27 protein-coding genes are annotated in these 25943 nt (G+C 68.9%); 22 read left to right on the top strand and 5 right to left on the bottom strand.

Annotated elements, in window-relative coordinates; genetic code table 11:
- The first annotated feature begins 5 nt into the window (after window positions 1-5).
- On the top strand, window positions 6-1253 hold the full coding sequence (gene efeB, locus H9633_RS00710; RefSeq protein ID WP_191711749.1) for an iron uptake transporter deferrochelatase/peroxidase subunit: 1248 nt from the start codon (window positions 6-8) through the stop codon (window positions 1251-1253).
- Between the two features lie 7 nt (window positions 1254-1260).
- On the opposite strand, the gene H9633_RS00705 is transcribed toward efeB, so the two are convergent.
- A complete protein-coding gene (locus H9633_RS00705) occupies window positions 1261-2394 on the bottom strand; it encodes an acyltransferase family protein (protein WP_191711748.1) in 1134 nt (377 codons plus the stop codon).
- Between the two features lie 136 nt (window positions 2395-2530).
- Between H9633_RS00705 and H9633_RS00700 the strand changes: the two genes are divergently transcribed.
- On the top strand, window positions 2531-3730 hold the full coding sequence (locus H9633_RS00700) for an LLM class flavin-dependent oxidoreductase (RefSeq protein WP_404802961.1): 1200 nt from the start codon (window positions 2531-2533) through the stop codon (window positions 3728-3730).
- Window position 3731: 1 nt separating this feature from the next.
- On the top strand, window positions 3732-4376 hold the full coding sequence (locus H9633_RS00695; protein ID WP_071642347.1) for an FMN reductase: 645 nt from the start codon (window positions 3732-3734) through the stop codon (window positions 4374-4376).
- Window positions 4377-4425: 49 nt separating this feature from the next.
- On the opposite strand, the gene H9633_RS00690 is transcribed toward H9633_RS00695, so the two are convergent.
- Window positions 4426-4599 carry a DUF5302 domain-containing protein gene (locus tag H9633_RS00690; RefSeq protein ID WP_177243808.1) on the bottom strand — a complete coding sequence of 58 codons (174 nt, stop codon included), beginning with the start codon at window positions 4597-4599 and terminating at the stop codon, window positions 4426-4428.
- Between the two features lie 334 nt (window positions 4600-4933).
- Here H9633_RS00690 and H9633_RS00685 point away from each other — a divergent pair, with 334 nt between their 5' ends.
- The 5 genes from H9633_RS00685 (at window position 4934) to H9633_RS00665 (ending at window position 10397) form a co-directional block, all read left to right on the top strand.
- Window positions 4934-7201 carry a polyribonucleotide nucleotidyltransferase gene (locus H9633_RS00685; RefSeq protein WP_191711746.1) on the top strand — a complete coding sequence of 756 codons (2268 nt, stop codon included), beginning with the start codon at window positions 4934-4936 and terminating at the stop codon, window positions 7199-7201.
- 183 nt (window positions 7202-7384) lie between these two features.
- Window positions 7385-8443 carry an aldo/keto reductase gene (locus tag H9633_RS00680; protein WP_256221038.1) on the top strand — a complete coding sequence of 353 codons (1059 nt, stop codon included), beginning with the start codon at window positions 7385-7387 and terminating at the stop codon, window positions 8441-8443.
- A gap of 103 nt (window positions 8444-8546) precedes the next feature.
- Window positions 8547-9149 (top strand): histidine phosphatase family protein, encoded by a 603-nt coding sequence (locus tag H9633_RS00675; RefSeq protein WP_071642352.1) that lies wholly within the window; start codon window positions 8547-8549, stop codon window positions 9147-9149.
- Between the two features lie 61 nt (window positions 9150-9210).
- Window positions 9211-9957 (top strand): 4-hydroxy-tetrahydrodipicolinate reductase, encoded by a 747-nt coding sequence (gene dapB, locus H9633_RS00670; protein WP_071642354.1) that lies wholly within the window; start codon window positions 9211-9213, stop codon window positions 9955-9957.
- Window positions 9954-10397 (top strand): hypothetical protein, encoded by a 444-nt coding sequence (locus tag H9633_RS00665; protein ID WP_318247158.1) that lies wholly within the window; start codon window positions 9954-9956, stop codon window positions 10395-10397. Before dapB ends, H9633_RS00665 begins: the two co-directional genes overlap by 4 nt.
- 9 nt (window positions 10398-10406) lie before the next feature.
- Here H9633_RS00665 and H9633_RS00660 read toward each other — a convergent pair whose 3' ends face one another.
- The 3 genes from H9633_RS00660 to H9633_RS00650 form a co-directional block, all read right to left on the bottom strand.
- A complete protein-coding gene (locus tag H9633_RS00660; protein WP_071642358.1) occupies window positions 10407-10832 on the bottom strand; it encodes an OsmC family peroxiredoxin in 426 nt (141 codons plus the stop codon).
- 87 nt (window positions 10833-10919) lie between these two features.
- Window positions 10920-11495 carry a DUF4395 domain-containing protein gene (locus H9633_RS00655; protein ID WP_191711745.1) on the bottom strand — a complete coding sequence of 192 codons (576 nt, stop codon included), beginning with the start codon at window positions 11493-11495 and terminating at the stop codon, window positions 10920-10922.
- On the bottom strand, window positions 11492-11917 hold the full coding sequence (locus tag H9633_RS00650; RefSeq protein ID WP_191711744.1) for a thioredoxin family protein: 426 nt from the start codon (window positions 11915-11917) through the stop codon (window positions 11492-11494). The genes H9633_RS00655 and H9633_RS00650 overlap by 4 nt, the downstream gene beginning before the upstream one ends.
- Before the next feature lie 68 nt (window positions 11918-11985).
- On the opposite strand from H9633_RS00650, the gene H9633_RS00645 reads away from it, so the two are divergent.
- From H9633_RS00645 to miaA, 14 genes are all read left to right on the top strand, one after another.
- On the top strand, window positions 11986-12795 hold the full coding sequence (locus H9633_RS00645) for a thymidylate synthase (protein WP_191711743.1): 810 nt from the start codon (window positions 11986-11988) through the stop codon (window positions 12793-12795).
- 80 nt (window positions 12796-12875) lie between these two features.
- A complete protein-coding gene (locus tag H9633_RS00640) occupies window positions 12876-13289 on the top strand; it encodes a dihydrofolate reductase (protein ID WP_225211081.1) in 414 nt (137 codons plus the stop codon).
- Complete coding sequence (locus H9633_RS00635; protein WP_191711742.1) at window positions 13289-14050, top strand: SDR family NAD(P)-dependent oxidoreductase; 762 nt, start codon at window positions 13289-13291, stop codon at window positions 14048-14050. Before H9633_RS00640 ends, H9633_RS00635 begins: the two co-directional genes overlap by 1 nt.
- Window positions 14051-14093: 43 nt before the next feature.
- Complete coding sequence (gene dapA, locus H9633_RS00630; protein WP_071642370.1) at window positions 14094-15071, top strand: 4-hydroxy-tetrahydrodipicolinate synthase; 978 nt, start codon at window positions 14094-14096, stop codon at window positions 15069-15071.
- A gap of 60 nt (window positions 15072-15131) precedes the next feature.
- On the top strand, window positions 15132-16808 hold the full coding sequence (locus H9633_RS00625) for a ribonuclease J (RefSeq protein WP_191711741.1): 1677 nt from the start codon (window positions 15132-15134) through the stop codon (window positions 16806-16808).
- Window positions 16809-16868: 60 nt separating this feature from the next.
- Entirely contained in the window at window positions 16869-19637 is a 2769-nt protein-coding gene (locus H9633_RS00620) for a DNA translocase FtsK (RefSeq protein ID WP_191711740.1), read from the top strand.
- Window positions 19637-20212: a CDP-diacylglycerol--glycerol-3-phosphate 3-phosphatidyltransferase gene (pgsA, locus tag H9633_RS00615; protein WP_071642376.1), complete on the top strand. Its 576-nt coding sequence runs from the start codon at window positions 19637-19639 to the stop codon at window positions 20210-20212. Before H9633_RS00620 ends, pgsA begins: the two co-directional genes overlap by 1 nt.
- Entirely contained in the window at window positions 20209-20691 is a 483-nt protein-coding gene (locus H9633_RS00610; RefSeq protein WP_191711739.1) for a CinA family protein, read from the top strand. The genes pgsA and H9633_RS00610 overlap by 4 nt, the downstream gene beginning before the upstream one ends.
- Window positions 20692-20844: 153 nt before the next feature.
- The gene (locus H9633_RS00605) at window positions 20845-21153 is read left to right on the top strand and encodes a helix-turn-helix domain-containing protein (RefSeq protein ID WP_071642381.1); all 309 of its coding nucleotides are present in this window, start codon (window positions 20845-20847) and stop codon (window positions 21151-21153) included.
- A 20-nt stretch (window positions 21154-21173) separates the two neighbouring features.
- Window positions 21174-21395, top strand: a complete 222-nt coding sequence (locus tag H9633_RS00600) for a DUF3046 domain-containing protein (protein WP_071642383.1) — start codon at window positions 21174-21176, stop codon at window positions 21393-21395.
- Window positions 21396-21642: 247 nt separating this feature from the next.
- Window positions 21643-22686, top strand: coding sequence for a recombinase RecA (gene recA, locus H9633_RS00595; protein WP_071642386.1), 1044 nt, complete (start codon window positions 21643-21645; stop codon window positions 22684-22686).
- 137 nt (window positions 22687-22823) lie between these two features.
- Window positions 22824-23381 carry a regulatory protein RecX gene (locus H9633_RS00590; protein WP_318247157.1) on the top strand — a complete coding sequence of 186 codons (558 nt, stop codon included), beginning with the start codon at window positions 22824-22826 and terminating at the stop codon, window positions 23379-23381.
- 59 nt (window positions 23382-23440) lie between these two features.
- The gene (miaB, locus tag H9633_RS00585; RefSeq protein ID WP_191711738.1) at window positions 23441-24994 is read left to right on the top strand and encodes a tRNA (N6-isopentenyl adenosine(37)-C2)-methylthiotransferase MiaB; all 1554 of its coding nucleotides are present in this window, start codon (window positions 23441-23443) and stop codon (window positions 24992-24994) included.
- Entirely contained in the window at window positions 24991-25923 is a 933-nt protein-coding gene (miaA, locus tag H9633_RS00580) for a tRNA (adenosine(37)-N6)-dimethylallyltransferase MiaA (protein WP_191711737.1), read from the top strand. Before miaB ends, miaA begins: the two co-directional genes overlap by 4 nt.
- The last annotated feature ends 20 nt before the right edge of the window (window positions 25924-25943 follow it).

Raw genomic sequence — 25943 nt, 5'->3', positions numbered from 1 at the left:
CACGCATGCCGCATGACGACGATCAGCCCCGCGCGGGCCTCAGCCGGCGAGGCCTGCTGGGCTTGGCCGCGGGCGGGGGAGCCGCTCTCGCGCTGGCCGGCGGCGGCGTCGGGTTCGCTCTCGGCGCCTCGCGGACCGAACCGGACGCCCAGGGCGCGCACGCGTTCTTCGGTGCGCATCAGGCGGGTATCACCACCGAGGTCCAGGAGCACCTGCACTTCGCGGCTTTCGACATGATGCCGCGCAGCGACCGCCGCGATCTGATCGAGCTGCTCGAGGACTGGAGCTACGCCGCGTCGCGGCTCACGCAGGGGCTCGAGGTGAGCGCGTCGGGTGCCGTCGGCGGCGGGCCCGATGCTCCTCCGGACGACACGGGAGAGGCGCTGGGGCTGCACGCCGCGAACCTCACGATCACCTTCGGGTTCGGGCCGAGCCTGTTCCTGAACGAGGACGGCGACCGATACGGCATCGCCGACCGACGTCCGGCCAAGCTCGAGCGACTGCCCGCATTCCTCGGCGACGATCTGGATCCGGCACAGTCCGACGGCGACCTGTGCATCCAGGTCTGCGCGGACGATCCTCAGGTGGCCGTGCATACGATCCGCAATCTGAGCAGGATCGCCTTCGGGCGCGCCAAGCTGCGCTGGTCGCAGCTCGGCTTCGGCAAGACATCCCGCACGAGCGCACAGCAGCAGACGCCTCGCAACCTCTTCGGCTTCAAGGACGGCACCGCGAACATCCTCGCCGACGATCAGGACGCGCTCGCGTCCCATGTGTGGGCCGGCGACGGGGATCCGGGCTGGATGGCTGGCGGGTCGTATCTCGTCGCGCGCAAGATCGCGATGCTCATCGAGACGTGGGACCGTGTGCGCCTCGGCGAGCAGGAGCGGATCTTCGGGCGCGACAAGGTGGAGGGCGCACCGCTCAGCGGCGGCACCGAGATGACGCCGCCGAAGCTCAGCGGTCTCGATCCGCACAGCCACGTGCGACTGGCGCACCCGGACGCGAACGGCGGGGCGCGGATCCTGCGCCGCGGCTTCAACTACGTCGGCGGCAACAACGCGCTGGGCCGCCTCGACGCCGGGCTGTTCTTCCTCTCGTATCAGCGCGATCCCGCGCAGTTCATCACGCTGCAGAAGCGGATGTCGACGGATCTGCTCATCGAGTACATCCGCCACGTCGGGTCGGGCGTGTGGGCCGTACCGCCGGGAGCGACCTCCGGATCGTACGTGGGCGCGGCGCTGTTCGCCTGAGCCCGGCTCAGCGACTGCGTCGGGAGCCCGTCGGATCGCTGCGGTGGTCACTCCCTGATGACAGCTCGGAGTCGCGGAACATCCAGCGCGGGCGCGGTTCGACCAGCGGACGGAACAGCGAGCGCACCGGCTTCGAGGAGAGCGCGAACGCGATGCCGACCGACAGCGCGATGATCAGCGGCAGCCAGATCCAGGTGGGGTTCAGGCCGCGCAGCACCCCGGATTCGCGGAACGGGTAGAGCACGAACGAGTGCAGCAGGTACACGTACATCGTGTACTGTCCGAGCGTCGTCCAGCGCTGCTGTCGTCGCGGCAGCAGAGCGAAGAAGCACGCGCTGAGCACGACGGCGAGCAGGATGAGGCCGAGGCGGATGGCACCGGCCCACCACTGATCGCCGGCGAGGTCGGCGTACGAGTCGTCGTAGAACAGCCAGTGCCTGAGGTCGATCGCCTCCCAGACATCCAGCCACAGCCAGCACGCCGCGCCCCATGCGACCAGCACGGCGGCAGCGCCGGCTCGCACCCACCACGGGCGGTACTCGATGAGGTGCAGCCGACGCACCACGTCGCGCTCCCTGAGCCACCAGCCCAGGGTGAAGAAGAACATCAGGCCCAGCGTGCGCGAGAGTGAGAACGTGCTGTCGACGTTTGTCACGTACCCGACGCCGATCGAGATCGCCAGGGCCCAGGCGAGCGGCCACCGCAGCAGGGCGAGGTAGGGGAGCACCAGGCGGAAGATGCCGAGGGCGAGCAGGAACCACAGCGTCCACGAGGGCTGGGTGAGATTCGGATCGGCTTTTCCCTCGACCAGCCACTTGGTGAGCGTCCACAGGCCTTCGAAGATCACGTACGGTACGAGGATGTCGGTGATGACGCGAGCCATCTGGCGCTTCGTGGGGCTTCCCGCCTTCGAGAAGTAGCCGGAGATGATGGCGAAGGCCGGCATGTGGAACGCGTACACCCACAGGTAGAAGGCGTACGAGACGTCGGAATCGTAGATGAGTCGCTGCGTACCGTGCCCGATGACGACCAGGACGATGCACGCGAATCGCGCGGTGTCCCAGAACGGCACCCGTCGACGAGGCCGTGCGGCGGTGCCGGTGGACGCGGTGGCGGGCGGATGCTGCTCGGCACTGCTCATGGCACGAGGTTAGCGCCTGCGGGTGTGCGGGAATAAAGTGGCTGCCTCGGCGTTCCATCAAGTACATTCAAATGAATAGAACGGATGCACCCGTGCATCCGGAAGCGGAGTGAGAACAGTGAACGAGCAGAACGCGGTGCAGTTCGGCATCATGTCGGTCAGCGACATCACGCAGGATCCGACGACCGGAGTGACCCCGAGTGAGGCCGAGCGCATCAAGGCGACCGCCGCGATCGCCAGGCACGCCGAGGAGGTAGGTCTGGACGTCTTCGCCATCGGCGAGCACCACAACCCGCCGTTCTGGTCGTCGAGCCCGACGACGTTCCTCGCGCACGTCGCGGCGCAGACCGAACGGCTGATCGTGTCGACCTCGACGACCCTGATCACCACGAACGACCCGGTGCGCCTCGCCGAGGAGTACGCCATGCTGCAGCACGTCACGGACGGGCGCATGGACCTCATGCTCGGCCGCGGCAACACCGGCCCGGTGTATCCGTGGTTCGGCAAGGACATCCGCCAGGGGCTGCCGCTCGCGATCGAGAACTACGCGCTGCTGCGCAAGCTGTGGGACGAGGACGTCGTCGACTGGGAGGGGAAGTTCCGCACCTCTCTGCAGGGCTTCACCGCCACCCCGCGCCCGCTGGACGGCGTGGCGCCGTTCGTCTGGCACGGATCCATCCGCACTCCCGAGATCGCCGAGCAGGCCGCGTACTACGGCGACGGATTCTTCGCGAACAACATCTTCTGGCCCAAGGAGCACTACCAGCGCCTCATCGAGCTGTACCGGCAGCGGTACGCCCACTACGGCCACGGCACGCCGGAGCAGGCGATGGTCGGCATCGGGGGACAGGTGTTCATGGCCGCGAACTCCCAGGACGCGGTCACGCAGTTCCGCCCCTACTTCGACAACGCGCCGGTCTACGGCCACGGCCCCAGCATGGAGGACTTCACCGAGATGACGCCGCTGACGGTCGGGTCGCCCCAGCAGGTCATCGACCGCTACGCGTCGATGCGCGACACGTTCGGTGACTTCCAGCGTCAGCTGTTCCTCATCGATCACGCCGGTCTGCCGCTGAAGACGGTGCTCGAGCAGCTCGACATCCTGGGCGGCGAGGTGGTGCCGGTGCTGCGTCGCGAGCTCGCGAAGAACCGTCCGGAGAGTGTGCCGGATGCGCCCACGCACGCCGCTCGGGTGCGCGCGGTGTACGGCGACGGGCCCTCGCGACAGGCGCGTCCGTCCGCCAACCGCGGAGACAACCTCACCGCCGGATCCCCGTATCAGGACGCCCCTGCACCCGTCGGTGCGGCGTTCGGCCTCGGCCGGAAGGGGGCCTGAGATGAGCGAGCGCCGCATCGCCGTCGTCTCGGCCGGCCTGTCGAACCCCTCGTCGACGCGGATGCTCGCCGACCGCCTGGCCGCCGAGACCGCGCGGGCCCTGCGCGAGCGGGACATCGATGTGAAGGTCGACGTCATCGAGCTGCGTGACCTCGCGCACGACATCACGAACAACCTGCTGACCGGCTTCGCGCCGCCGGCGCTGGAGACCGCGATCAACACGGTCGTCTCCGCCGATGCGCTGATCGCGGTGACGCCGATCTTCTCGACGAGCTACTCCGGCCTCTTCAAGTCGTTCATCGACGTCCTCGACCCGGACGCCCTGACCGGCATGCCCGTGCTCATCGGTGCGAACGCCGGAACCGCACGGCACTCGCTGGCGATCGACTACGCGATCCGACCGCTGTTCGCGTATCTGCATGCCGAAGCCGTGTCGACCGGCGTGTTCGCCGCGTCGAGCGACTGGGGCGGCGCCGGCGACGAGGTGGCACCTCTCGCCAAGCGCGTCGAGAAGGGCGCACGCGAGCTCGCCGAGGCGATCGCCAGACGAGGAGTCGCCGAGGTGGCCGACCCGTACGATCCCGCGACCTACCTGGGCGAGGGGCGTTCGTTCGGGCACATGCTCGGCGGGCTCGCGGGGGAGTGAACGACGATGGCCGCGGCATCCCTGCCGCGGCCATCACCGCGGAAGCAGCTCAGCCGCTCTTGCGGCGGAACTCGCGCTTCATCTGCGGCGCGTGAGTGCCATGAACGGCGGAGTCGCCGTCCAGGTGCGCCTCTCCGCCCCGGCTCTGCGCGTTCTTCTTGTCGAGCGCTTCCCTGAACTTGCGCTTCATCTCATCGGATGAGACTGCCTTGTCTTCGCTCATGATCGTCAGCCTAGGCGAAGACGGCGCACTCCGGCGGCGAGCCCTTCCGCATCGCGCCGCGAGAACACGGCCTGGACGCCCTGACTGATAGGATCGATCGTGGTGCACTCTGCGCCGCACAACTTCACATCGATTCACGGAGCGGTCGGCTGAGAAGCTGGTCCCCTGTGGTGGGTTCCTCGTCGCGCACGGCGCCGGGTGATCTTCTACTGGTGGCCAGCGCAGGCGAGATCGGCGGGGATCCCCGCGCGCTTATATCTGCCCGCATCCGCTCCTTCGCGAGAACTCGCGCGCCACACGGGCGAGCGAGCCTAAACAAAGAAGGAGAGACCTCTTGGAAGGTCCTGAAATCACCGCCACCGAAGCCGTTCTCGACAACGGCCGATTCGGCACCCGCACCGTCCGCTTCGAGACCGGACGCCTCGCCCAGCAGGCTCAGGGCTCGGTCGCGGCCTACCTCGACGACGAGACCATGCTCCTGTCGGCCACCAGCGCGGGCAAGCACCCGCGTGAGGGCTTCGACTTCTTCCCGCTGACGGTCGACGTCGAGGAGCGCTCATACGCCGCGGGCAAGATCCCCGGCTCGTTCTTCCGCCGCGAGGGCCGCCCCACCACCGAGGCGATCCTCGTCTGCCGTCTGATCGACCGTCCGCTGCGCCCGTCGTTCGTCGACGGCCTGCGCAACGAGGTGCAGATCGTCATCACCGTGCTGTCGATCGCTCCCGGCGAGTACTACGACGCGCTGGCCATCAACGCCGCCTCCGCCTCGACGCAGATCTCGGGTCTGCCGTTCTCCGGCCCGATCGCCGGTGTGCGCCTCGCCTTCATCCCCGGTCAGGGCGAGCACGCCGACCAGTGGGTCGCGTTCCCCAACGCCGAGCAGGTCTCCGAGGCCGTGTTCGACCTGATCGTCGCCGGCCGCGTGGTCACCAAGGCCGACGGCACCGAGGACGTCGCGATCATGATGGTCGAGGCCGAGGCCACCGAAGGCAGCTGGAACCTGATCAAGGCCGGCGCGACCAAGCCCAACGAGGATGTCGTCGCCGAGGGCCTCGAGGCCGCGAAGCCGTTCATCGCCCAGCTCGTGAAGGCTCAGGCCGAGCTCGCCGCCACGGCATCCAAGGAGCCCGGCGTCTACCCCGTCTTCCCGGCGTACAGCCAGGAGGTCTACGACTTCGTGGCCGGTCGCGCCTACGACGAGCTCACCGGCGTCTACCAGATCGCCGACAAGCAGGAGCGCCAGAACGCCGACGACGCGATCAAGGACCGCGTCAAGGCGGAGCTCATCGAGGCGACCGAGGCCGGCCAGCTGCCCGCGGCTGCCCCGCTGGAGTTCTCCGCGGCGTACAAGTCCGTCACCAAGAAGATCGTCCGCGGACGCATCCTCACCGACGGCGTGCGCATCGACGGCCGCGGCCTCGCCGACATCCGCCCGCTCGACGCAGAGGTGCAGGTCATCCCGCGCGTGCACGGCTCGGCGATCTTCCAGCGCGGTGAGACCCAGATCATGGGCGTCACCACGCTGAACATGCTCAAGATGGAGCAGCAGATCGACTCGCTCTCGCCCACCACGAGCAAGCGCTACATGCACCACTACAACTTCCCGCCCTACTCGACCGGCGAGACCGGCCGCGTCGGGTCGCCGAAGCGTCGCGAGATCGGGCACGGCTTCCTCGCCGAGCGCGCGCTCGTGCCGGTGCTGCCCAGCCGCGAGGAGTTCCCCTACGCGATCCGTCAGGTCTCCGAGGCGCTGAGCTCCAACGGCTCCACCTCGATGGGATCGGTCTGCGCGTCCACCCTGTCGCTGCTGAACGCCGGTGTGCCGCTGCGCGCGCCGGTCGCCGGCATCGCGATGGGCCTCGTGTCCGACGAGGTCGACGGTGAGACCCGCTACGCCGCTCTCACCGACATCCTCGGCGCCGAGGACGCCCTGGGCGACATGGACTTCAAGGTCGCGGGCACGAGCGAGTTCGTCACGGCGATCCAGCTCGACACCAAGCTCGACGGCATCCCGTCGTCCGTGCTCGCGGGTGCGCTGACGCAGGCGCGCGACGCGCGTCTGACGATCCTCAACGTGCTGAACGCCGCGATCGACGCTCCCGACGAGATGGCGCCGACCGCGCCGCGCGTCATCAGCGTGCAGATCCCGGTCGACAAGATCGGTGAGCTGATCGGGCCGAAGGGCAAGACGATCAACGCGATCCAGGACGAGACCGGGGCTCAGATCTCCATCGAGGAGGACGGCACCGTCTACATCGGCGCGACCGACGGCCCGTCGGCCGAGGCCGCCCGCGCCCAGGTGAACGCGATCGCCAACCCCACCAACCCGGAGGTCGGCGAGCAGTTCCTCGGCACCGTCGTGAAGATCGCCACCTTCGGCGCCTTCGTCTCGCTGCTGCCGGGCAAGGACGGTCTGCTGCACGTCACCGAGGTGCGCAAGCTCGCCGGCGGAAAGCGTGTCGAGAACGTCGACGACGTCCTCTCGGTCGGCCAGAAGCTGCTCGTGCGCATCACCAAGATCGACGACCGCGGCAAGCTGTCGCTCGAGCCGGTCACCGACGACGCGCCCGCGGAGGGCGAGTCGGAGACCGCTGAGGCGTGAGCCGTGCGGATGCCCGCTGAGCGGCATCCATGACCGAGGAACCCGGGATCGTGCGCCCACCGCCGCGATCCCGGGTTTCTTCGTATCCGATGTGATCGAACCGTTACGAGAACTTCGCGCCGGTGATGCTGTGGTGACCTGAACCCTGCGCGCGCTCGCCTACCCTCGAAGTACGCACCGGAGGTGCGCAGCTACGGGGGTGGCGATGTGAATCTCTTCGGTACAGGGACGGCCGGCACGGCGGGCGCGCCGACCAGCACCGCGCCCGGCCTCGACTCGCATCCCTCCGCGCCGATTCCCGTGGTTGGGCCCGGTGTGGGGGAGGGCATCCGGGTGCCTCTCGGCGAGACCGGACTCTCGATCTTCCCGCTCATGCTCGGCGCCGCCGAGTTCGGCTGGAGCATCGATCAGCACACCAGCAGCGCGATCCTCGACCGCTACGTCGAGTTCGGCGGCAACGCGGTGCACACCGCCGACGGGTTCTCCGGCGGTCGAAGCGAGCACATCATCGGGCAGTGGCTTCGAGCCCGCGGCCTGCGCGACCGCATCAGCCTGGGTGTCCGCATCGGATCCCACGCCGACAACCCGGGTCTCGGCTCGGTGAACCTCGTGCGCGCGGTCGAGGGCTCGCTCACGCGACTCGCCGTCGACTGCATCGATGTGGTGTACCTGGATGCCACGCTCGACAGCAGCTCGGTGCTGGAGGACACCCTCGCCACGGTGGAGTGGCTGCGCGACGCGGGGAAGATCCGCTCGGTGGGCGCGTTCCGCTTCCCCGCGGAGCGCCTCGTCGAGGCGAGGATCCTCGCCTCCGCCGGATATCCGCGCATCGAGGTGGTCGACGAGCCGTACAACCTCGTGCGGCGGCGCGGATTCGAGGGCGATCTGCGCCTGGTCGCCGGCGCTCAGAACCTCGCCGTCACGCCTTCGCACGCGCTCGAGCATGGATTCCTCTCCGGTCAGCACCGCAGCAAGTCCGCGGCCGTGGGCGTCCGCGGCGAGCAGATGAAGGGCAACCTCAACCGCCGTGGCATCCGCGTGCTGCGGGTGCTCGACCGCGTCGCCGCCGAGCTGTCGGTTCCCGTCGCGGCCGTGTCGATCGCCTGGCTGCTCGCGCAGCGCACGGTGGTGGCGCCGATCGTGAACGCATTCGCCCCCCAGCACGTCGAGGAGCTCATGCAGGGAGCAGGCGTCTCCCTGCTGCGCTCGCAGGTCGCCGAGCTCACCCGCGCCGGTGACTGAACGCGCAGTCCGCGCGGATCGCGCCGCGCCTGGGCGGCGTGTCGGCGGGGTGACCTAAGCTGGAATCGCCCCTCCGAGGGGGAAGGGCTGAAGTGAGCGGGCAGTGACGCACTACATATATCTGGTCAGACACGGTGAGCATCAGGACGCCGAGCACGGCGTCGATGACGGACCCCTTTCGCCCCGAGGGCAGCGTCAGGCGGAGCTGATCGCCGATCGCCTGTCCGGTCTGCCGCTCGATGCCGTCTGGCATTCCCCGCTGCTGCGTGCCGCCGAGACGGCACGCGCGATCGCGGCGCGGCTGCCGTCGGTCGACCCGGTGCCGTCGGCTCTGCTCTTCGACTGCGTTCCCAGCGGCATGAACGAGGACGTGCCATCGGTGTACGAGCCGTTCTTCGGGTCTGTCAGCGATGCCGAGATCGAGGCGGGCTCGGCGCAGATGGCCGATGCGGTCGGCGAGTTCCTGCGGCGCCGCAACGGCGACGTGCACGAGGTGCTGATCACCCACAACTTCGTCATCTCGTGGTTCGTGCGCGAGGTGCTCGGTGCCCCGGACTGGCGGTGGATGACCCTCAACCAGGCGCACTGCGGGCTCACCGTGATCGCCCAGAAGCAGGGGCGGCCATGGACGCTGCTCAGCCACAACGACCTCGGCCATCTGCCGATGGAGCTGCGCACCGGGCTGCCCGAGGGCGCCCTCGTCTGACTCGCCGACGCCCCGGGTCATCACGACAGATCAGCGCGGCGGTCGAATCTAGACTGGGATCATGACGACACAGGTCGCCCTCGTCGGCGGTACAGGCTCCCTCGGACGCATCATCCACGGGGTGATCGACCAGCTCGACGGTTTCGAGGTGCGCTCCGTGCTCGGGTCGGGCAGCGACCTGGCCGAGATGGACGGCGCCGATCTCGTCATCGACGCCTCGATCCCCGCGGTGAGCATCGACGTGGTCCGAGCGGCAGTGCAGCGCGGCATCAACGTGCTCGTCGGCACCTCAGGATGGTCGCAGGAGCGCATCGCGCCGGTGCGCTCACTGGTCGACGCCGCCGGCACCGGTGCGGTGTTCATCCCGAACTTCTCCCTGGGCTCCGCGCTGGGGTCGGCCCTGGCAGCCGCAGCCGCCCCGTTCTTCGCCTCCGCGGAGATCATCGAGGCGCATCACGATCGCAAGATCGACTCGCCCAGCGGCACCGCGGTGCGCACCGCCGAGCTGATGACCGCCGCGCGCGAGGCGCAGGGCCCGTTCCAGGCGCCGCACGTCGACCAGCGGGCCCGCGGACAGCAGGTCGCCGGCGTGCCCGTGCACTCGCTGCGTCGCCCGGGTGTCATCGCCAGGCAGGAGGCCATCCTGTCGGGCCCGGGAGAGACGCTGACGATCGTGCACGACACGGTCGACTCCGCGGCGGCCTACGCCCCGGGGATCCGGCTCGCGGTTCCATTCGCGCGCGACGCGCGGGGGGTCGTCGTCGGGCTGGAGAACATCGTCGACATCGGCATCAGGGCCCGCGCGTGAGCTCACGCATCGGGGTGGCCGTGATGGCCGCGGCGCTGCTGCTCTACGTCGTGGTCGCGGGCTGGCTGGCGGTGATGTTCCTCCGCGTGGCGACGCCGGTGGCGATCGGGATGGCCATCGCGTTGATCGTGATCGCCCCGATCGGAGCGTGGGCGCTGGTGCGCGAGCTCATCTTCGGCTTCGCTGCGGATCGGCTGGGACGCACGCTCGACGCAGAGGGCGGCATGCCCGAGGCTCCAGAGCGTCTGACACCGAGCGGTCGCCTGATGCGCGAGGACATCGAGCCGCTGATCGCGCAGTACGGCGCGGCTGTGCAGTCGGAGCCGGGCGACTGGCGCGCCCGATACCGCCTGGGTGTGGTGCAGGATGCCGCCGGGCGGCGGAAGGATGCCAGAGCCAGCATCCGCGAGGCGATCAGGCTCTCGCGGACGCGGCTCTGACGACGGGGATCAGGCGAGGCTGGCCTCGAGGGTGATCTCGATGCCGGCGAGTGCCTGCGAGACCGGGCATCCGGTCTTGGCGCCCTCGGCGATCTCCTGGAACTTCTCCGGGGTGAGTCCGGGAACGCTCGCGTTCACGTTCAGGTGGCTGCCGGTGATGCCGGTGCCGGGCTTGAACGTGACCGATGCCGACGTGTTCACACGCTCAGGCGGGGTGCCGTTCTCGGCGAGCGCGTGCGAGAGCGCCATGCTGAAGCACGAGGCGTGCGCTGCGGCGATGAGCTCCTCCGGGGTCGTGGTCGACTCGGATCCTTCGCTGCGCGACTTCCAGTCGATCGGGAAGGTGCCGAGGTTCGAGCTCGAGAAGGCCACGGTGCCCGAGCCCTCCATCAGGGATCCGGTCCAGGTGGTCGCGGCTTCGCTGGTGACGGTCATTGTTCCTCCGAGAATCGCTCGTCGCATCGCCACGCGGGTTCGCGTCGCCCGGCCAGCCTATCCAGACGGGGGCTGCGTCGGAACAGATCAGGTGGCTGCGCCGCTGCGAGCGAACAGACCCGCACGCTGCAGCAGCAGATAGATCTGGCAGCCCAGGCAGAAGCCGAACGCCGCGTTGAGGAATGCGGCGACGAACGCCGCCGCCGTGGCGATCGGGAGGGCAAGAGGCACACCCGCCAGGTGCAGCACCAGCCCCGTTCCGACGACGAACAGGCCCACGCCCTGGGCGAAGCGCGGTGGACGCGGATCCTCGAGGTCGGCAGGAGGGGCCAGACGGGGGCGGACGGCCGTGCGGAACAGCACCGCCCAGGGCGAGGTCGACGGAGAGACGAGCCCCCACACGAACAGCGCCGCAGCGATCGCCGCGACGACGAAGCCGGGGTCGGATGCCCGCTGGCCGACGGATGCCGTGCCGATCGCCCACTGATCACCGGGGAAGACCGACGATGACAGCGGCTGGTAGGCGAACCACCCGAACGTGGCCTGCGCGCTCGACGCGGCCACGCCGGTCAACGCCAGGACGGTTGCGATGAGGAGCAGGGCGGAGGTGATCCATGCGGCGAAGCGCGGAGCCCGCGGGTCGATTCCGGCGGGTGCGGTCATGCGGTCTCCTGGAGGGCGGGCAGCTCGTCGAGAGCGCTGATGATGTCGTCGCGGCGCGGCACACCGACGAAGCGGGCCGCGACGCGGGCCTGCGCGTCGACGAGCAGGGTCGTGGGGGTGCTGAGGATGCGGTTCTCGGCGGCCAGGTCGGCGCGGCGGGTGAGGTCGACATCGTGCACGTCGATCGCATCGCGCTCGGCGAGCACGTCATGCAGCATCCGGCGCACCTGCGGGCAGCGAGCGCAGGTCTCTGTACTGAAGAGGACGAGGGTCGCGCGGCCCGGCTCGAGGCCGAGGCGGTTCACGTCCAGGCGGCCCGCTGCGCGACGACGGCGCCCGTCTCCCGCGCGCCAGACGAGCCCGATGACGACCGTCACGAGCAGCAGGGCTCCCACCATCAGCAGGGCGGTCGTCAGAGGCATACGTCGAGGCTACGTCGAACGACACCGTCGCAGCCGAGTGTGACATCCCGTGACGTATCGTTGCTGGCATGAGTGCAGTCGTGCCGACACCCTACGAAGATCTGCTGCGTGACGTGCTGGAATCCGGCACCCACAAGGACGATCGCACCGGCACGGGCACCACCAGCGTCTTCGGTCGGCAGATCCGGTTCGACCTCGCGCAGGGATTCCCTCTGATCACCACCAAGCGCGTGCACTTCAAGTCGATCGCCTACGAGCTGCTGTGGTTCCTGCGCGGCGACTCGAACGTGCGCTGGCTGCAGGAGAACGGCGTGAGCATCTGGGACGAGTGGGCCGACGAGTCCGGCGACCTCGGCCCCGTGTACGGAGTGCAGTGGCGCTCCTGGCCGACGCCTGACGGCGGCAGCATCGACCAGCTGTCGCAGGTCATCGACCAGATCAGGGCGACCCCGGACTCGCGCCGGCTCATCGTCTCGGCGTGGAACCCCGCCGACATCCCCGACATGGCGCTCGCTCCGTGCCACGCGCTGTTCCAGTTCTACGTCGCCGACGGCAGGCTGTCGTGCCAGCTCTACCAGCGCAGCGCCGACCTGTTCCTCGGGGTCCCGTTCAACATCGCCTCGTACGCGCTGCTGACCCTCATGGTCGCGCAGCAGACCGGTCTCGAGCCCGGCGACTTCGTCTGGACCGGCGGCGACTGCCACATCTACGACAACCACGTCGAGCAGGTGCGCGAGCAGCTGTCCAGGGAACCGTACCCGTACCCCGCGCTGAGGTTCGCGCGCAGGCCGGAGTCGATCCTCGACTACCGCTACGAGGACTTCGTCGTCGAGGGCTATCAGCACCACCCGGCGATCCGTGCGGCGGTGGCGGTGTGAGCGCCGTGCCCACCCGGGGAACCTGGACGGGACTCATCTGGGCGCAGGCAAGAGGCGGCGTGATCGGCGCCGACGGAGGGATGCCCTGGCACGTGCCGGAGGATCTCGCGCACTTCAAGGAGACCACCTCCGGCACGCCCGTGATCATGGGCCGGCGCACCTGGGACTCCCTGCCCGAGCGCTTCCGCCCCCTGCCGGACCGCGAGAACATCGTCGTCACGCGCAGTCAGGACTGGAGCGCGGAGGGCGCGCGCCGGGCAGCCGGCATCGCGGAGGCCGTGCGCGGTCAGGAGCGGGTGTGGATCATCGGGGGAGCGGAGATCTTCCGGCAGGTGATCGGCGACGCCGACCGCCTCGAGGTCACCGAGCTCGACATCGAGGTCGACGGCGACGCGTACGCGCCGTCGGTCGACGGCTGGCGTCTGATCGACGAGGGGGAGTGGCAGACGTCCCGCACCGGCATCCGATACCGCTTCCTCGGATACGAGCACTGATGCCCACCGCACTCATCACCGGAGCCAGCGCCGGACTCGGCGCGGAGTTCGCGCGCCAGCTCGCCGCGCGTCATGCCGACCTCGTGCTCGTCGCGCGCAGCGCAGACGCCCTCGAGACGCTGGCGGCGCAGCTGCGCGACGAGCACGGCGTGCACGTCGAGGTGATGGTCGCCGACCTGGCGATCGACACCGAGGTGCAGCGCGTGGCGGACCGCGTCGCCGATTCCGCCGCGCCCGTCGACCTGCTCGTCAACAACGCCGGTTTCGGCCTGCCCCTGCACTTCGCGGACAACCTGATCGACGACGAGGTGCGGCACCTGCGTGTGCACGTCGAGGCGTCGATGCGCCTCATGCACGCCGCCATCCGCGCCATGCGCGGCCGAGGCGGGCGGATCATCAACGTGGCGTCCGTGGCCGGCTTCATCTCCCGTTCCACCTACTCCGCGTGCAAGTCGTGGCTGATCGGGTTCAGCCGGTGGGCGAACGACGAGTACGGGCGCGACGGCGTCAGCGTGACGGCGCTGTGCCCCGGATTCACGCACACGAGCTTCCATGAGCGGATGGGACTGACCCCGGGGCAGGAGGGCGTGCCCGCCATCATGTGGCTCGATGCGCCGCGCGTCGTGCGCGCCGGACTGCGGGATGCCGCGCTCGGACGACCCGTGTCGATCCCGTCGCTGCGGTACAAGCTCATCGTCGCGCTCGCGCGCCTGCTGCCCAGCCGGCTGACCTCGGGCGTCGCGCGTCGAGGCCGCGTCTGACGCGCGGTCCGGATGCCAGGCACTGAAACGCTACGCTGAGAGGATGACGCACGCGGATAATCCCTTCGGACAGGTGCTCGTCGCGCTGGTCACCCCGATGACCGCCGACGGAGAGGTCGACTGGCCCGCCACCGAGAAGCACATGGACCGCGTCATCAGCGACGGTGCCGACGGCATCGTCGTCACCGGCACGACCGGTGAGACCTCCACCCTCACCGACGACGAGAAGATCCGTCTCGTCGAGGTGGGCAAGGACGTCTCGGCCGGACGCGCGAAGATCATCACCGGCGGCGGATCCAACGAGACCGCGCACGCCATCGAGCTGTACAAGGCCAGCGAGAAGGCCGGCGCCGACGGCATCATGATCGTCACCCCGTACTACAACAAGCCGACGCAGGCGGGCATCCTGACCCACTTCCGGCTCGTGGCCGACGCCACCGACCTCCCGGTCATCCTCTACGACATCCCCGGTCGCACCGGCGTGCCCATCAAGTACGAGACCATCCTGCGCCTCGCCAAGCACCCCAACATCCTCGCGGTGAAAGACGCCAAGGGCGACTTCAGCGAGGTCAGCCGCGTGCTGAACCAGACCGACCTGATGTACTTCTCCGGCGACGACTCGAACGTGCTCCCGCACCTGTCGATCGGGGCAACCGGCATGATCGGGGTCACCGCCAACATCACCTCCGCGCCGTACCGCACGATCGTCGACGCGGTGAACCGCGGCGACCTCGCCACCGCGACCGCCGAGCACAAGCGGCTCGAGCCGCTGGTGCGGGCCGCGATGACGCACGTGCCGGGCACGGTTTCGGCCAAGTACATCCTGCACGGGCTCGGTCGCATCAACAGCCCGCGCGTGCGTCTGCCCCTCGTCGGACCGGAGGAGTGGGAGGCGGCTCTCATCGAGGACGAGCTCGCCCTCGTCACGGACGTCGCCGGCGCGGACTTCTCGAACTTCCGTCCCGACCGCAACGCGGCCGCGGGCGGCGCACTGCCCAAGGTGCACGGCACCACACGATGAGCGCGGTTTCGCGCTGACGACGACATGACCGGGCCTCGTCTGCCCGCCTGAGGAGACCGAATGTCCTTCCCCCTCGCCGAACCCGAGCCGCTCGCCCCCGGAACGCTGCGGGTCACCCCGCTGGGCGGTCTGGGCGAGGTCGGGCGCAATATGACCACGTTCGAGTACGAGGGCAAGATCCTCATCGTCGACTGCGGTGTGCTCTTCCCCGAGGAGCACCAGCCCGGCGTCGATCTGATCCTGCCCGACTTCGAGCCGATCAAGCACCGGCTCGACGATGTGGTCGGCGTGGTGCTCACGCACGGCCACGAAGACCACATCGGCGCGGTGCCGTACCTGCTGCGCCTGAAGCAGGACATCCCGCTGATCGGGTCGGGGCTCACGCTGGCGCTCGTCGAGGCGAAGCTCAAGGAGCACCGGATCAAGCCCTTCACCCTCACCGTCAAGGAGGGTCAGGAGGAGGAGGTCGGACCGTTCGACCTCGAGTTCATCGCGGTCAACCACTCGATCCCGGATGCCCTGGCTGTCGCCATCCGCACCCCGGCCGGACTGGCCCTCGCCACCGGCGACTTCAAGATGGACCAGCTGCCCCTCGACGGGCGGATCACCGACCTGCGCGCCTTCGCGCGTCTGGGCGAGGAGGGCGTCGACCTGTTCCTCGTCGACTCCACCAACGCCGACGTGCCCGGCTTCACGCCCACCGAGCGGTCGATCGGACCTGTGCTCGAGCAGGTCATCGGCAAGGCACGACGTCGGGTCATCGTCGCCAGCTTCTCCAGCCACGTGCACCGCGTGCAGCAGGTCATCGACGCCGCGCACGCCCACGGGCGTCGCGTGGCGTTCCTCGGCCGCAGCATGGTGCGAAACATGACCATCGCCGAGCAGCTGGGCTATCTCAAGGTGCCCGCGAACGTGCTGATCGACTACAAGAAGGCCCGCGATCTGCCCGACGACAAGATCGTGTACATGTCGACCGGGTCGCAGGGCGAGCCCATGGCGGTGCTGAGCCGCATGGCCAACCTCGACCACGCGATCGAGCCGGGCGACGGCGACACCGTCATCCTCGCCTCGAGCCTCATCCCCGGCAACGAGAACGCGGTGTACCGCGTGATCGACGGGCTCACGAAGCTCGGCGCCGACGTGGTGCACAAGGCCAACGCCAAGGTGCACGTCTCCGGCCATGCCGCCGCCGGCGAGCTGATCTACTGCTACAACATCCTGAAGCCGAAGAACGTGCTCCCGGTGCACGGCGAGTACCGTCACCTCATCGCCAACGCCAAGCTGGCGCAGGCCACCGGTGTGCCTGAGGAGCGCACGATCGTCGGAGGCAACGGCACCATCATCGACCTGCGCGACGGTGAGGCTCGGGTCGCCGGTCAGCTCGACATCGGCTTCGTGTACGTCGACGGGTCGACCGTGGGAGGCATCACCGACGCCGACCTCAAGGACCGCCGCATCCTCGGCGAAGAGGGCTTCGTCTCGATCATCGTCGTCGTGGACTCCTCGACCGGGCGCATCGTGTCCGGCCCCGAGATCCACGCGCGCGGCGTCGCCGAGGACGACCGGGTCTTCGACGACATCACGCCGAAGATCGTCGCCGCGCTCGAAGAGGCCGCCCGCAACGGGGTGCGCGACAACCACGCGCTCTCGCAGATCATCCGCCGTACGATCGGACGCTGGGTGAACCAGAAGCTGCGCCGTCGCCCGATGATCGTGCCGCTCGTGATCGAGGCCTGATACCGCGCAAAGCCGCGTCACTGCGGGCGGTTGTCCGCGGTCGGCCGTACCGTGGAACACATGGCCAGGAGCACCACCAAGTCCGAGCGCGCGTCCGAGAGCGCGAGCTCGTCTCGCCCGAAGCGGCAGACGCCCGCTCGATCGAGCGCGAAAGCCGCTCCGGCCCCGAAGAAGTACATCGACGAGGCCGAGCGGCCGCCACTCGGCGTGCGCATGTGGCTCGGGCTCGCGCACGGCGTCGGTGGACTGTTCCGCGCCTTCGGCCCGGAGAATCTCGAGAAGGACCAGCGACGCGACGGCTTCCCGCTGCTGCTCGTGCTGTTCGCGATCGTCGGCGGTGTCGTCGAGTGGTTCTTCATCGGCAACGTCGTCGCGCAGAACATCAGCGCGTTCACCTGGGGTCTGCTGGTCGGTCGGGTGGCGTTCGTGCTTCCCGTGCTGCTGCTGCTCCTCGCGGGGTGGCTGTTCCGGCATCCCTCGTCGGTGCATGACAACGGGCGGATCGGGATCGGGTTCGGACTTTTCGTGCTCTCGCTCGCCGGCATCCTGCACGTCGCATCTGGCGTCGTCGGCGCGACCGGCACGATCGTCCGGCCGCAGCCGCGCGACGGGATGCCGGAGCTCAGCGCCGCCGGGGGCCTCTTCGGATGGATGCTCGGCGAGCCGCTCGCCTTCCTGACCCCGGTCGTCGCGTACATCGTCCTCGCGATGCTGACGGCGCTCAGCATCCTGATCCTGACCAAGACGCCCCCGAACCGCATCGGCGAGCGACTGGGCGACCTGTACGCGTGGATGTTCGGCGCGGAGCGTCCGCTTCGCCCGACCGCTGAAGAGGCCGCCGCAGCCGACGACGACGCCGCCGAGAAGGACGATGCGCTCCCGTGGTGGCGACGCAACAAGAGCGGGCGAGAGGAGACGCCGGACGACGACGTCGACTCCCAGGCCATCACGGCGCTCTTCGACGAGCCGGCGCAGAAGACGGCGTACGACCAGGCGGTCATCGTCGACGACGAGCCGACCGTGCACGCCGGAGCGGATGCGGCGACCGAGGTGCTCTCCGACGTCAGCGCCCTCACCGGGCTGCTCGGCGAGCAGAACACCACCGCACTGCTCGACGACTCGGGCTCCACGGGAGAGCTGCCCGGCCTGGACGGCTTCGGAACGGAGGGCCCGGGGGAGAAGGGGATCCACGCGCCGGCCGCGCCCTACGTGCTCCCCTCGACCGCCGTCCTGAAGTCCGGACCGCCGCCGGTGGTGCGCTCGGATGCCACCGACCGCACGATCGAGCAGATCACCAGCGTGCTTGAGCAGTTCAAGGTCGATGCGAAGGTCACCGGCTTCTCGCGCGGTCCGACGGTCACGCAGTACGAGGTTGAGGTCGGCCACGGCGTCAAGGTCGAGAAGATCCTGCAGCTGAGCAACAACTTCGCCTACGCGGTCGCATCGAACGACGTGCGGATCCTGTCGCCCATCCCGGGCAAGAGCGCGATCGGCATCGAGATCCCCAACATCGACAAGGAGACCGTCGCGCTCGGCGACGTGCTGCGCTCGACCGCGGCGCAGAAGAGCACGCACCCCCTGACGATCGGCGTCGGCAAGGACGTGGGCGGCAACATCGTCGTGGCGAACCTGGCCAAGATGCCGCATCTCCTCGTCGCAGGATCGACCGGGTCGGGAAAGTCCAGCTTCGTCAACTCGATGATCACCAGCCTGCTCATGCGCGCCAGGCCCGCGGATGTGCGCATGGTGCTGATCGACCCCAAGCGCGTCGAGCTGACCAACTACGCGGGCGTCCCGCACCTGATCACCCCCATCATCACGAACCCGAAGAAGGCCGCCGAGGCGCTGCAGTGGGTCGTGAAGGAGATGGACATGCGCTACGACGACCTGGCGTCGTTCGGCTACCGTCACATCGACGACTTCAACAAGGCCGTCCGCGCGGGCGAGGTGCAGGTGCCGCCGGGCAGCGAGCGCGTGCTCAAGCCGTACCCGTACCTGCTGGTCGTCGTCGACGAGCTCGCCGATCTGATGATGGTCGCCCCTCGAGACGTCGAGGACTCGATCGTGCGCATCACTCAACTGGCGCGAGCATCGGGCATCCACCTCGTGCTCGCCACGCAGCGCCCCAGCGTCGACGTGGTCACGGGTCTGATCAAGGCGAACGTGCCCTCACGTCTGGCGTTCGCCGTGACGAGCGTCACCGACAGCCGCGTCATCCTCGACGCTCCCGGCGCCGACAAGCTGATCGGTCAGGGTGACGCCCTGTTCTCGCCGATGGGGTCGTCGAAGCCCTTCCGGCTGCAGGGCGCGTGGGTGGACGAGGCCGAGATCTCCGCGGTCGTCAAGCACGTCACGCAGCAGGCCAGGCCGGAGTACCGTCCCGACGTGCAGGAGTCGGCCGAGGCACGCAAGAAGGAGGTCGACGAGGACATCGGCGACGATCTCGAGCTGCTGCTCGCCGCGGCCGAGCTGATCGTGTCGTCGCAGTTCGGGTCGACCTCGATGCTGCAGCGCAAGCTGCGCGTCGGCTTCGCCAAGGCCGGTCGACTCATGGATCTGCTCGAGTCGCGCGAGATCGTCGGGCCCTCCGAGGGCTCGAAGGCCCGCGACGTGCTGGTGACCTCCGAGCAGCTGCCCGGCGTGCTCGCGAAGCTGCGCGGAGAGGATGCACCGGCGCCGGCCGCGCCTGCCACCGCGTCTGCGAGCGCATCCGCCGGCGGTGATCCGTACGGGCGGGACCCGGTGGCCGAGCAGTTCGAGGGCCTGCCCGTGGTCGAGAGCGATGACGACGGCGACGAAGACGCCTGGGGACTGACGGGACGCGACTGATGACCATTCCACGGCAGCTTCCCAACGCGATCACGATCGCCCGCATCCCCCTCGCGGTCGTCTTCTTCATCCTCCTGCTGCTGGCCGGCACGTTCGGCGCCGACGACATCGTGCTTCGCTGGGTGGCTGCCGGCCTGTTCGTGCTCGCCATCTCGACCGACTGGATCGACGGCTACCTCGCACGCAGATACGACATCGTGAGCGATTTCGGGAAGCTGTGGGATCCGATCGCGGACAAGCTGCTCACCGGCGCGGGCTTCATCGGACTCGCCATCCTCGGCGAGGTCCCGTGGTGGATCATCATCGTGATCCTCGTGCGGGAATGGGCGATCACCATCCATCGCTTCACTCTCGTGCACGAGCACGTGGTCGCGGCGGCCTGGATGGGCAAGATCAAGACCGTCGTGCAGGGCGTCGCGCTGAGCTGGGCGCTGCTTCCGCTGCACGGTCTCGTCGGTCAGGCCGCCTGGGTGGTCGTCACGCAGGTGCTGATGATCCTGGCGCTCGTGCTCACCGTCGCGAGCGGGATCGACTATCTCGTCGCGCAGGTGCGCGGCCGCCGGAGGAGCGGATGACCCAGGCTGAGCTGCTGGTCGCCGCTCTTCGTCAGCGGGGCTGGACGCTGGGCGTGGCGGAGTCGCTCACCGGAGGTGCGGTCTGCTCTCAGGTCGTATCCGTTCCCGGTGCCTCGGCGACCCTGCTGGGCGGGGTCGTCGCGTACGCGACACCGGTCAAGCACACCCTGCTCGGGGTCGACGCCGCGCTGCTCGCCGAGCACGGGGCCGTCCATCCCGACGTGGCCGCGCAGATGGCCCAAGGCGTGCGGCGCGCCGTGGCCGTCGACGGGCGCCCGGCCGATGTCGGCATCGGGACGACGGGGATCGCCGGTCCCGACTCGCCCGATGGTCAGCCGGTCGGCACGGTGCACATCGGGATCGCCTCACCGGACGGCGTCCGCAGCATCCCGTACCGGTTCGAGGGAACGCGGGCTGAGATCCGCGAGTGGGCGACGGTCGCGGCACTGGCGGAAGCGCTGGCGGCGGTGCGGGAATAGCCCCGCGGCGGGCGAGGTTCTCCTCTACGTGACACGTCGCGTACTCACAACTCAAGCACAGCGAGAAACAGTAGATTCAACGACACCCGATCGGGTTAGACTGGCCGTCCCCTCGGAGCAGACTCCAGGTGACGCAAAGGAGAGGAGGTTCCGATGATCCTCGTCAGACAGGAAATCGGCGATGTGCTGCGGGACTTCCGCCTGCAGAAGGGGCGCACCCTGCGCCAGGTCGCGAGCAAGGCCTCCGTGGCCCTCGGCTACCTGAGCGAGGTCGAGCGCGGTCAGAAGGAGGCGTCGAGCGAGATCCTCGCCTCGGTCGCCGAAGCGCTGGATGTGCCCATCTCGACGATCATGCGCGAAGTGGGCGACCGCATCTCCGTTCTCGAGGGCCTCAGCCCCTTCCCGGATGTGGTTCCGGACGACCTCGTCGCCGAGGTCGAGCCCGAGCTGTCGCTGCACTGACGCCCCGGCGCACCCTCCCCATGCGACGCAGCGAGTTCCTCCGCGCGGTCGACGACGAGTTCGGCGGCCGCGCGGACTCGCTCGTGCACGACCTCATCCTCGGCTCGCTCGGGCGGACAGCACGTGAGGCACTGGATGCCGGTGTGCCGCCGCGCGACATCTGGGTCGCGCTGTGCGACGAGGCGGACGTACCACCCACGCGTCGGTACGGTGTGGGACGGCTCGAGCCGCGCGAGCGCTGAAACGAAACTCGGACAGCTCATTCCGGCGTGTCGTCGAAGATGTGTTCGACGGCCGCGTAATGTTCTGCACAAGTGGTCCTGAGGTCATCTTCTCCACATCAGACGCTGTCGCCGACCGAATGTCGGTGGCCGCTCCTACGGTGAAGGATGTGGCACTGAGCCATGCGCCTTGTCGCAGAGTCACTCCATCCGGAACGGCCGCGACAGCCTACAGGCGGCAGAACTTCGAGATACAGAGGAGCACGTCATGCCATCCACCGACGACCGCGAGAAGGCCCTGGACTCCGCACTCGCGCACATCGAGCGTCAGTTCGGCAAGGGATCGATCATGCGACTGGGCAGCGACGAGCGCGCCCCCGTCGAGGTCATCCAGACCGGGTCGATCGCCCTCGACGTCGCCCTCGGCATCGGAGGTCTGCCCCGCGGACGCATCATCGAGATCTACGGACCCGAGTCGTCCGGTAAGACCACGCTGACGCTGCACGCGATCGCCAACGCCCAGCGTGCGGGGGGCATCGCCGCGTTCATCGACGCCGAGCACGCGCTCGACCCCGAGTACGCACGCAAGCTCGGCGTGGACATCGACCAGCTGCTCGTCTCGCAGCCTGACACGGGTGAGCAGGCGCTCGAGATCGCCGACATGCTGATCCGCTCCGGCGCGATCGACCTCGTCGTCATCGACTCCGTCGCCGCCCTCGTCCCCGAGGCGGAGATCAAGGGCGAGATGGGCGACTCGCACGTCGGTCTGCAGGCCCGACTCATGTCGCAGGCGCTGCGAAAGCTGACCGGTGGCCTGAACCAGACCAAGACCACCGCGATCTTCATCAACCAGCTGCGCGAGAAGATCGGCGTGTTCTTCGGCTCGCCCGAGACCACGGCCGGTGGTAAGGCGCTGAAGTTCTACGCCTCTGTCCGCCTCGACATCCGTCGCATCGAGACGCTGAAGGACGGCACCGAGGCGGTCGGAAACCGCACCCGCGTCAAGGTCGTCAAGAACAAGATGGCCCCGCCCTTCAAGCAGGCGGAGTTCGACATCCTCTACGGCATCGGCATCTCGCGAGAGGGCAGCCTCATCGACTTCGGCGTCGAGCACGGCATCGTCAAGAAGTCCGGCTCGTGGTACACCTACGACGGCGACCAGCTCGGTCAGGGCAAGGAGAACGCGCGCAACTTCCTGATCAAGAACGACGACATCGCCATGGCGATCGAGACGCAGATCAAGCAGAAGCTCGGCGTCGGCGTCAAGGCGGAGGCCACCGTCGACGAGCTCGCCGAGCGCCGTCCGGCGTGATGTCCTCGAACGACAGGATCGCTCCTGTCATCCCGCTGTTCGGCGGCACGCGGGGTGCCGGTCCCTCCACGGGCTCCGTGGAGGCCGCACCCCTGCAGCCAGAACCACGGGTCGACGATCCGAGTGATCAGCACGACGTGTCTGCGCCGAGCGAACCGGATGCCGATGAGATCCGTCAGCGCGCGGAGGCGGCGCTGGTGCGCCGACTGCGAGCCAAGCAGCTGTCGGTCTCGGAGGCGCGGTCGGTGCTGCGGGAGAACGGCCTCGATCGGAACGCGGTCGAAGACGTCGTCGACGAGTTCCTGCGCAGGAGCTATCTCGATGATCACACGCTCGCGTCGCTGCTGGTGATCTCCGGATCGGAGCGCAAGGGGCAGGGGCGCATCGCCCTGGCTCGTTCGCTGGCGCAGCGCGGCATCGCGCGAGACATCATCGACGACGCACTCGCAGAGCTGCCCGACGACGATGCCGAGCGGGCACTGGACTTCGCCCGCAGCAAGGCATCCGGCATGAGCCGCCTCGACTACGACACGGCGCTGCGCCGACTGCACGGGCAGCTCGCCCGTCGCGGCTACGGCGGCTCGGTCGCGATGGACGCCGCCCGCACGGCCCTGGGCGAGGTCGGCGTGCGGCGCGCCTCGAGCAGGCCGTCCACAGCGCACCCCTCGGGCGTGCGGTTCGTCGACTCCGAGTGAGCATCCACTCCACGAGCCGCTCGGCCATCTGGCCGGGCGGCTCGTAGAATGGACTCACCATGTCTTCTCTCTCTTCCGAACCGACGATCATCGCGCCCTCCGACGCGGCGATCACCGCCGACGGGCGCCGTCGCTCCTACGAGGTGCGCACCTTCGGCTGCCAGATGAACGTGCACGACTCCGAGCGCCTGTCGGGTTCGCTCGAGAGTGCCGGATACGTGCGGGCGGATGCCGGCGACGAGGCCGACATCGTCATCATCAACACCTGCGCCGTCCGCGACAACGCCGCCGGCAAGCTGTACGGCACCCTCGGCCACCTGAAGTCCCGAAAGGACAAGCACGAGGGGATGCAGATCGCCGTCGGCGGGTGCCTCGCGCAGATGGACCAGCAGGCCGTGCTCGACAAGGCGCCCTGGGTCGATGTCGTCTTCGGCACCCACAACATGGGATCGCTCCCCGGCCTGCTTGAGCGCGCACGTCACAACGGCGAGGCAGAGCTCGAGATCCTCGAGTCGCTGGAGGTCTTCCCCTCGACCCTGCCGACCAAACGGGACTCAGCGCACAGCGGCTGGGTCTCGATCTCGGTCGGCTGCAACAACACCTGCACGTTCTGCATCGTTCCGAGCCTGCGGGGCAAGGAGAAGGATCGCCGTCCCGGCGACATCCTGAGCGAGATCCGTCTGCTCGTCGAAGACGGGGCCATCGAGGTCACGCTGCTCGGTCAGAACGTCAACTCGTACGGTGTCGAGTTCGGCGACCGCCAGGCGTTCAGCAAGCTGCTGCGTGCGGCGGGCGAGATCGAGGGCCTCGAGCGCATCCGCTTCACCAGCCCGCACCCGGCCGCGTTCACCGACGACGTCATCGACGCCATGGCCGAGACACCCAACGTGATGCCCCAGCTGCACATGCCGCTGCAGTCGGGCAGCGACAGCATCCTCAAGGCGATGCGCCGCTCGTACCGCAGCTCGCGCTATCTCGGCATCATCGAGCGCGTGCGCGAGCGTATTCCGCACGCCGCGATCACCACCGACATCATCGTCGGCTTCCCCGGCGAGACCGACGAGGACTTCGAAGACACGATGCGCGTCGTCGAGCAGTCCCGCTTCTCGGGCGCGTTCACCTTCCAGTACTCCATCCGCGAGGGCACGCCGGCCGCGACCATGCAGAACCAGGTGCCCAAGGCCGTCGTGCAGGAGCGCTACAACCGGCTGATCGCGCTGCAGGAGCGCATCTCGCTCGAGGAGAACCAGAAGCAGGTCGGCCGCGAGGTCGAGGTGCTCGTGTCGGTCGGCGAGGGCAAGAAAGACGCCGAGACCCACCGTCTCACCGGTCGTGCGGAAGACAATCGCCTCGTGCACTTCGAGGTGACACCAGGGTCGGAGCTGCCCCGGCCTGGCGATGCCGTCACGGTCAGGATCACGCACGGGGCGCCGTTCCACCTGCTGGCCGACGACCCGACGGGTGCGCCGCTGCGCATCCGCCGCACGCGAGGCGGAGATGCGTGGGATCGCGCACAGGCGGCGTCGTGCGGTGTTCCCGCGGCGGTCGGGGAGGCGGGTGCACCGCGCGCCGTCTCGCTCGGTCTGCCGACCCTGCGCCCCGTCGGATCTTGACCCTCGGGTCTGCTCGCGCTGGCGCCTCGCCCAGGCTCTGGGCGATCGTCGGGGCGACCGGAACGGGAAAGAGCGATCTGGCTCTCGACCTCGCCGAGCACCTGCGTGGTCTGGGCAATCCCGCCGAGATCGTCAACGCCGACGCCATGCAGCTGTACCGCGGCATGGACATCGGCACGGCGAAGCTGTCGACGCACGAGCGGCGAGGCATCCCGCATCATCTGCTCGATGCCCGGGAGGTGACAGACGAGGCCGCGGTCGCCTGGTATCAGCCGCTCGCCCGCGAGACGATAGCCGCGATCCGCGCCCGGGGCGGCGACGCGATCCTCGTCGGCGGGTCGGGTCTGTACGTCTCCAGCGTGATCTTCGATTTCCGCTTCCCGCCGAGGGATGCCGCCGTCCGGGCGCGGCTGGAGGCGGAGCTCGATGAGAACGGCGCCGGAGCGCTCTTCGAACGGCTGCGCGAGGTCGATCCGGGCGCGGCCGCCAGGATCGACCCGAAGAACGGCCGCCGCATCGTGCGAGCGCTCGAGGTGATCGAGCAGGGTGGCGTCACGCATGGCGCGGTGCTCCCCGAGAAGCCGGAACTCTGGCATCCGTCGACGCGCGTCATCGGTCTGCACACCGCTCGCGACGTTCTCGTCGAGAGACTCGACCGGCGCGTCGAGCGTATGTGGCGCGACGGGATGCTCGATGAGGTCGAGCGCCTGCGCGTCAGCGGCATCGAGCGCGGCGTCACCGCGTCGCGAGCGATCGGCTATGCGCAGGCCCTCGCGCAGCTGCGCGGTGACATGACGCAGGACGAGGCCATCGCCGAGACGCAGGCGCTGACGCGTCGGTACGCGCGCCGGCAGGTGTCGTGGTTCAAGCGCTATCCCGACATCGAGTGGGTCGAGCACCCGGTCGATGTGGCGGCGCTGACCGGCTGAGATGGCGCCTGACCGCAGCT

Origin of the sequence: Microbacterium commune (genome assembly GCF_014836945.1) — a bacterium.
GTDB lineage: Bacteria > Actinomycetota > Actinomycetes > Actinomycetales > Microbacteriaceae > Microbacterium > Microbacterium commune.
This window is presented reverse-complemented; position numbering and strand designations above follow the sequence as displayed.

Coding starts and splice junctions, on each gene's coding strand:
- H9633_RS00605 (WP_071642381.1), top strand. CDS start 20,845: ATGATCCTCGTCAGACAGGAAATCGGCGATGTGCTGCGGGACTTCCGC.
- H9633_RS00610 (WP_191711739.1), top strand. CDS start 20,209: ATGACCCAGGCTGAGCTGCTGGTCGCCGCTCTTCGTCAGCGGGGCTGG.
- H9633_RS00655 (WP_191711745.1), bottom strand. CDS start 11,495: ATGACCGCACCCGCCGGAATCGACCCGCGGGCTCCGCGCTTCGCCGCA.
- H9633_RS00640 (WP_225211081.1), top strand. CDS start 12,876: ATGCCCTGGCACGTGCCGGAGGATCTCGCGCACTTCAAGGAGACCACC.
- H9633_RS00625 (WP_191711741.1), top strand. CDS start 15,132: ATGTCCTTCCCCCTCGCCGAACCCGAGCCGCTCGCCCCCGGAACGCTG.
- H9633_RS00645 (WP_191711743.1), top strand. CDS start 11,986: ATGAGTGCAGTCGTGCCGACACCCTACGAAGATCTGCTGCGTGACGTG.
- H9633_RS00635 (WP_191711742.1), top strand. CDS start 13,289: ATGCCCACCGCACTCATCACCGGAGCCAGCGCCGGACTCGGCGCGGAG.
- dapB (WP_071642354.1), top strand. CDS start 9,211: ATGACGACACAGGTCGCCCTCGTCGGCGGTACAGGCTCCCTCGGACGC.
- dapA (WP_071642370.1), top strand. CDS start 14,094: ATGACGCACGCGGATAATCCCTTCGGACAGGTGCTCGTCGCGCTGGTC.
- H9633_RS00650 (WP_191711744.1), bottom strand. CDS start 11,917: ATGCCTCTGACGACCGCCCTGCTGATGGTGGGAGCCCTGCTGCTCGTG.
- H9633_RS00660 (WP_071642358.1), bottom strand. CDS start 10,832: ATGACCGTCACCAGCGAAGCCGCGACCACCTGGACCGGATCCCTGATG.
- H9633_RS00695 (WP_071642347.1), top strand. CDS start 3,732: ATGAGCGAGCGCCGCATCGCCGTCGTCTCGGCCGGCCTGTCGAACCCC.
- pgsA (WP_071642376.1), top strand. CDS start 19,637: ATGACCATTCCACGGCAGCTTCCCAACGCGATCACGATCGCCCGCATC.
- miaB (WP_191711738.1), top strand. CDS start 23,441: ATGTCTTCTCTCTCTTCCGAACCGACGATCATCGCGCCCTCCGACGCG.
- H9633_RS00690 (WP_177243808.1), bottom strand. CDS start 4,599: ATGAGCGAAGACAAGGCAGTCTCATCCGATGAGATGAAGCGCAAGTTC.
- efeB (WP_191711749.1), top strand. CDS start 6: ATGCCGCATGACGACGATCAGCCCCGCGCGGGCCTCAGCCGGCGAGGC.
- H9633_RS00620 (WP_191711740.1), top strand. CDS start 16,869: ATGGCCAGGAGCACCACCAAGTCCGAGCGCGCGTCCGAGAGCGCGAGC.
- H9633_RS00705 (WP_191711748.1), bottom strand. CDS start 2,394: ATGAGCAGTGCCGAGCAGCATCCGCCCGCCACCGCGTCCACCGGCACC.
- recA (WP_071642386.1), top strand. CDS start 21,643: ATGCCATCCACCGACGACCGCGAGAAGGCCCTGGACTCCGCACTCGCG.
- H9633_RS00600 (WP_071642383.1), top strand. CDS start 21,174: ATGCGACGCAGCGAGTTCCTCCGCGCGGTCGACGACGAGTTCGGCGGC.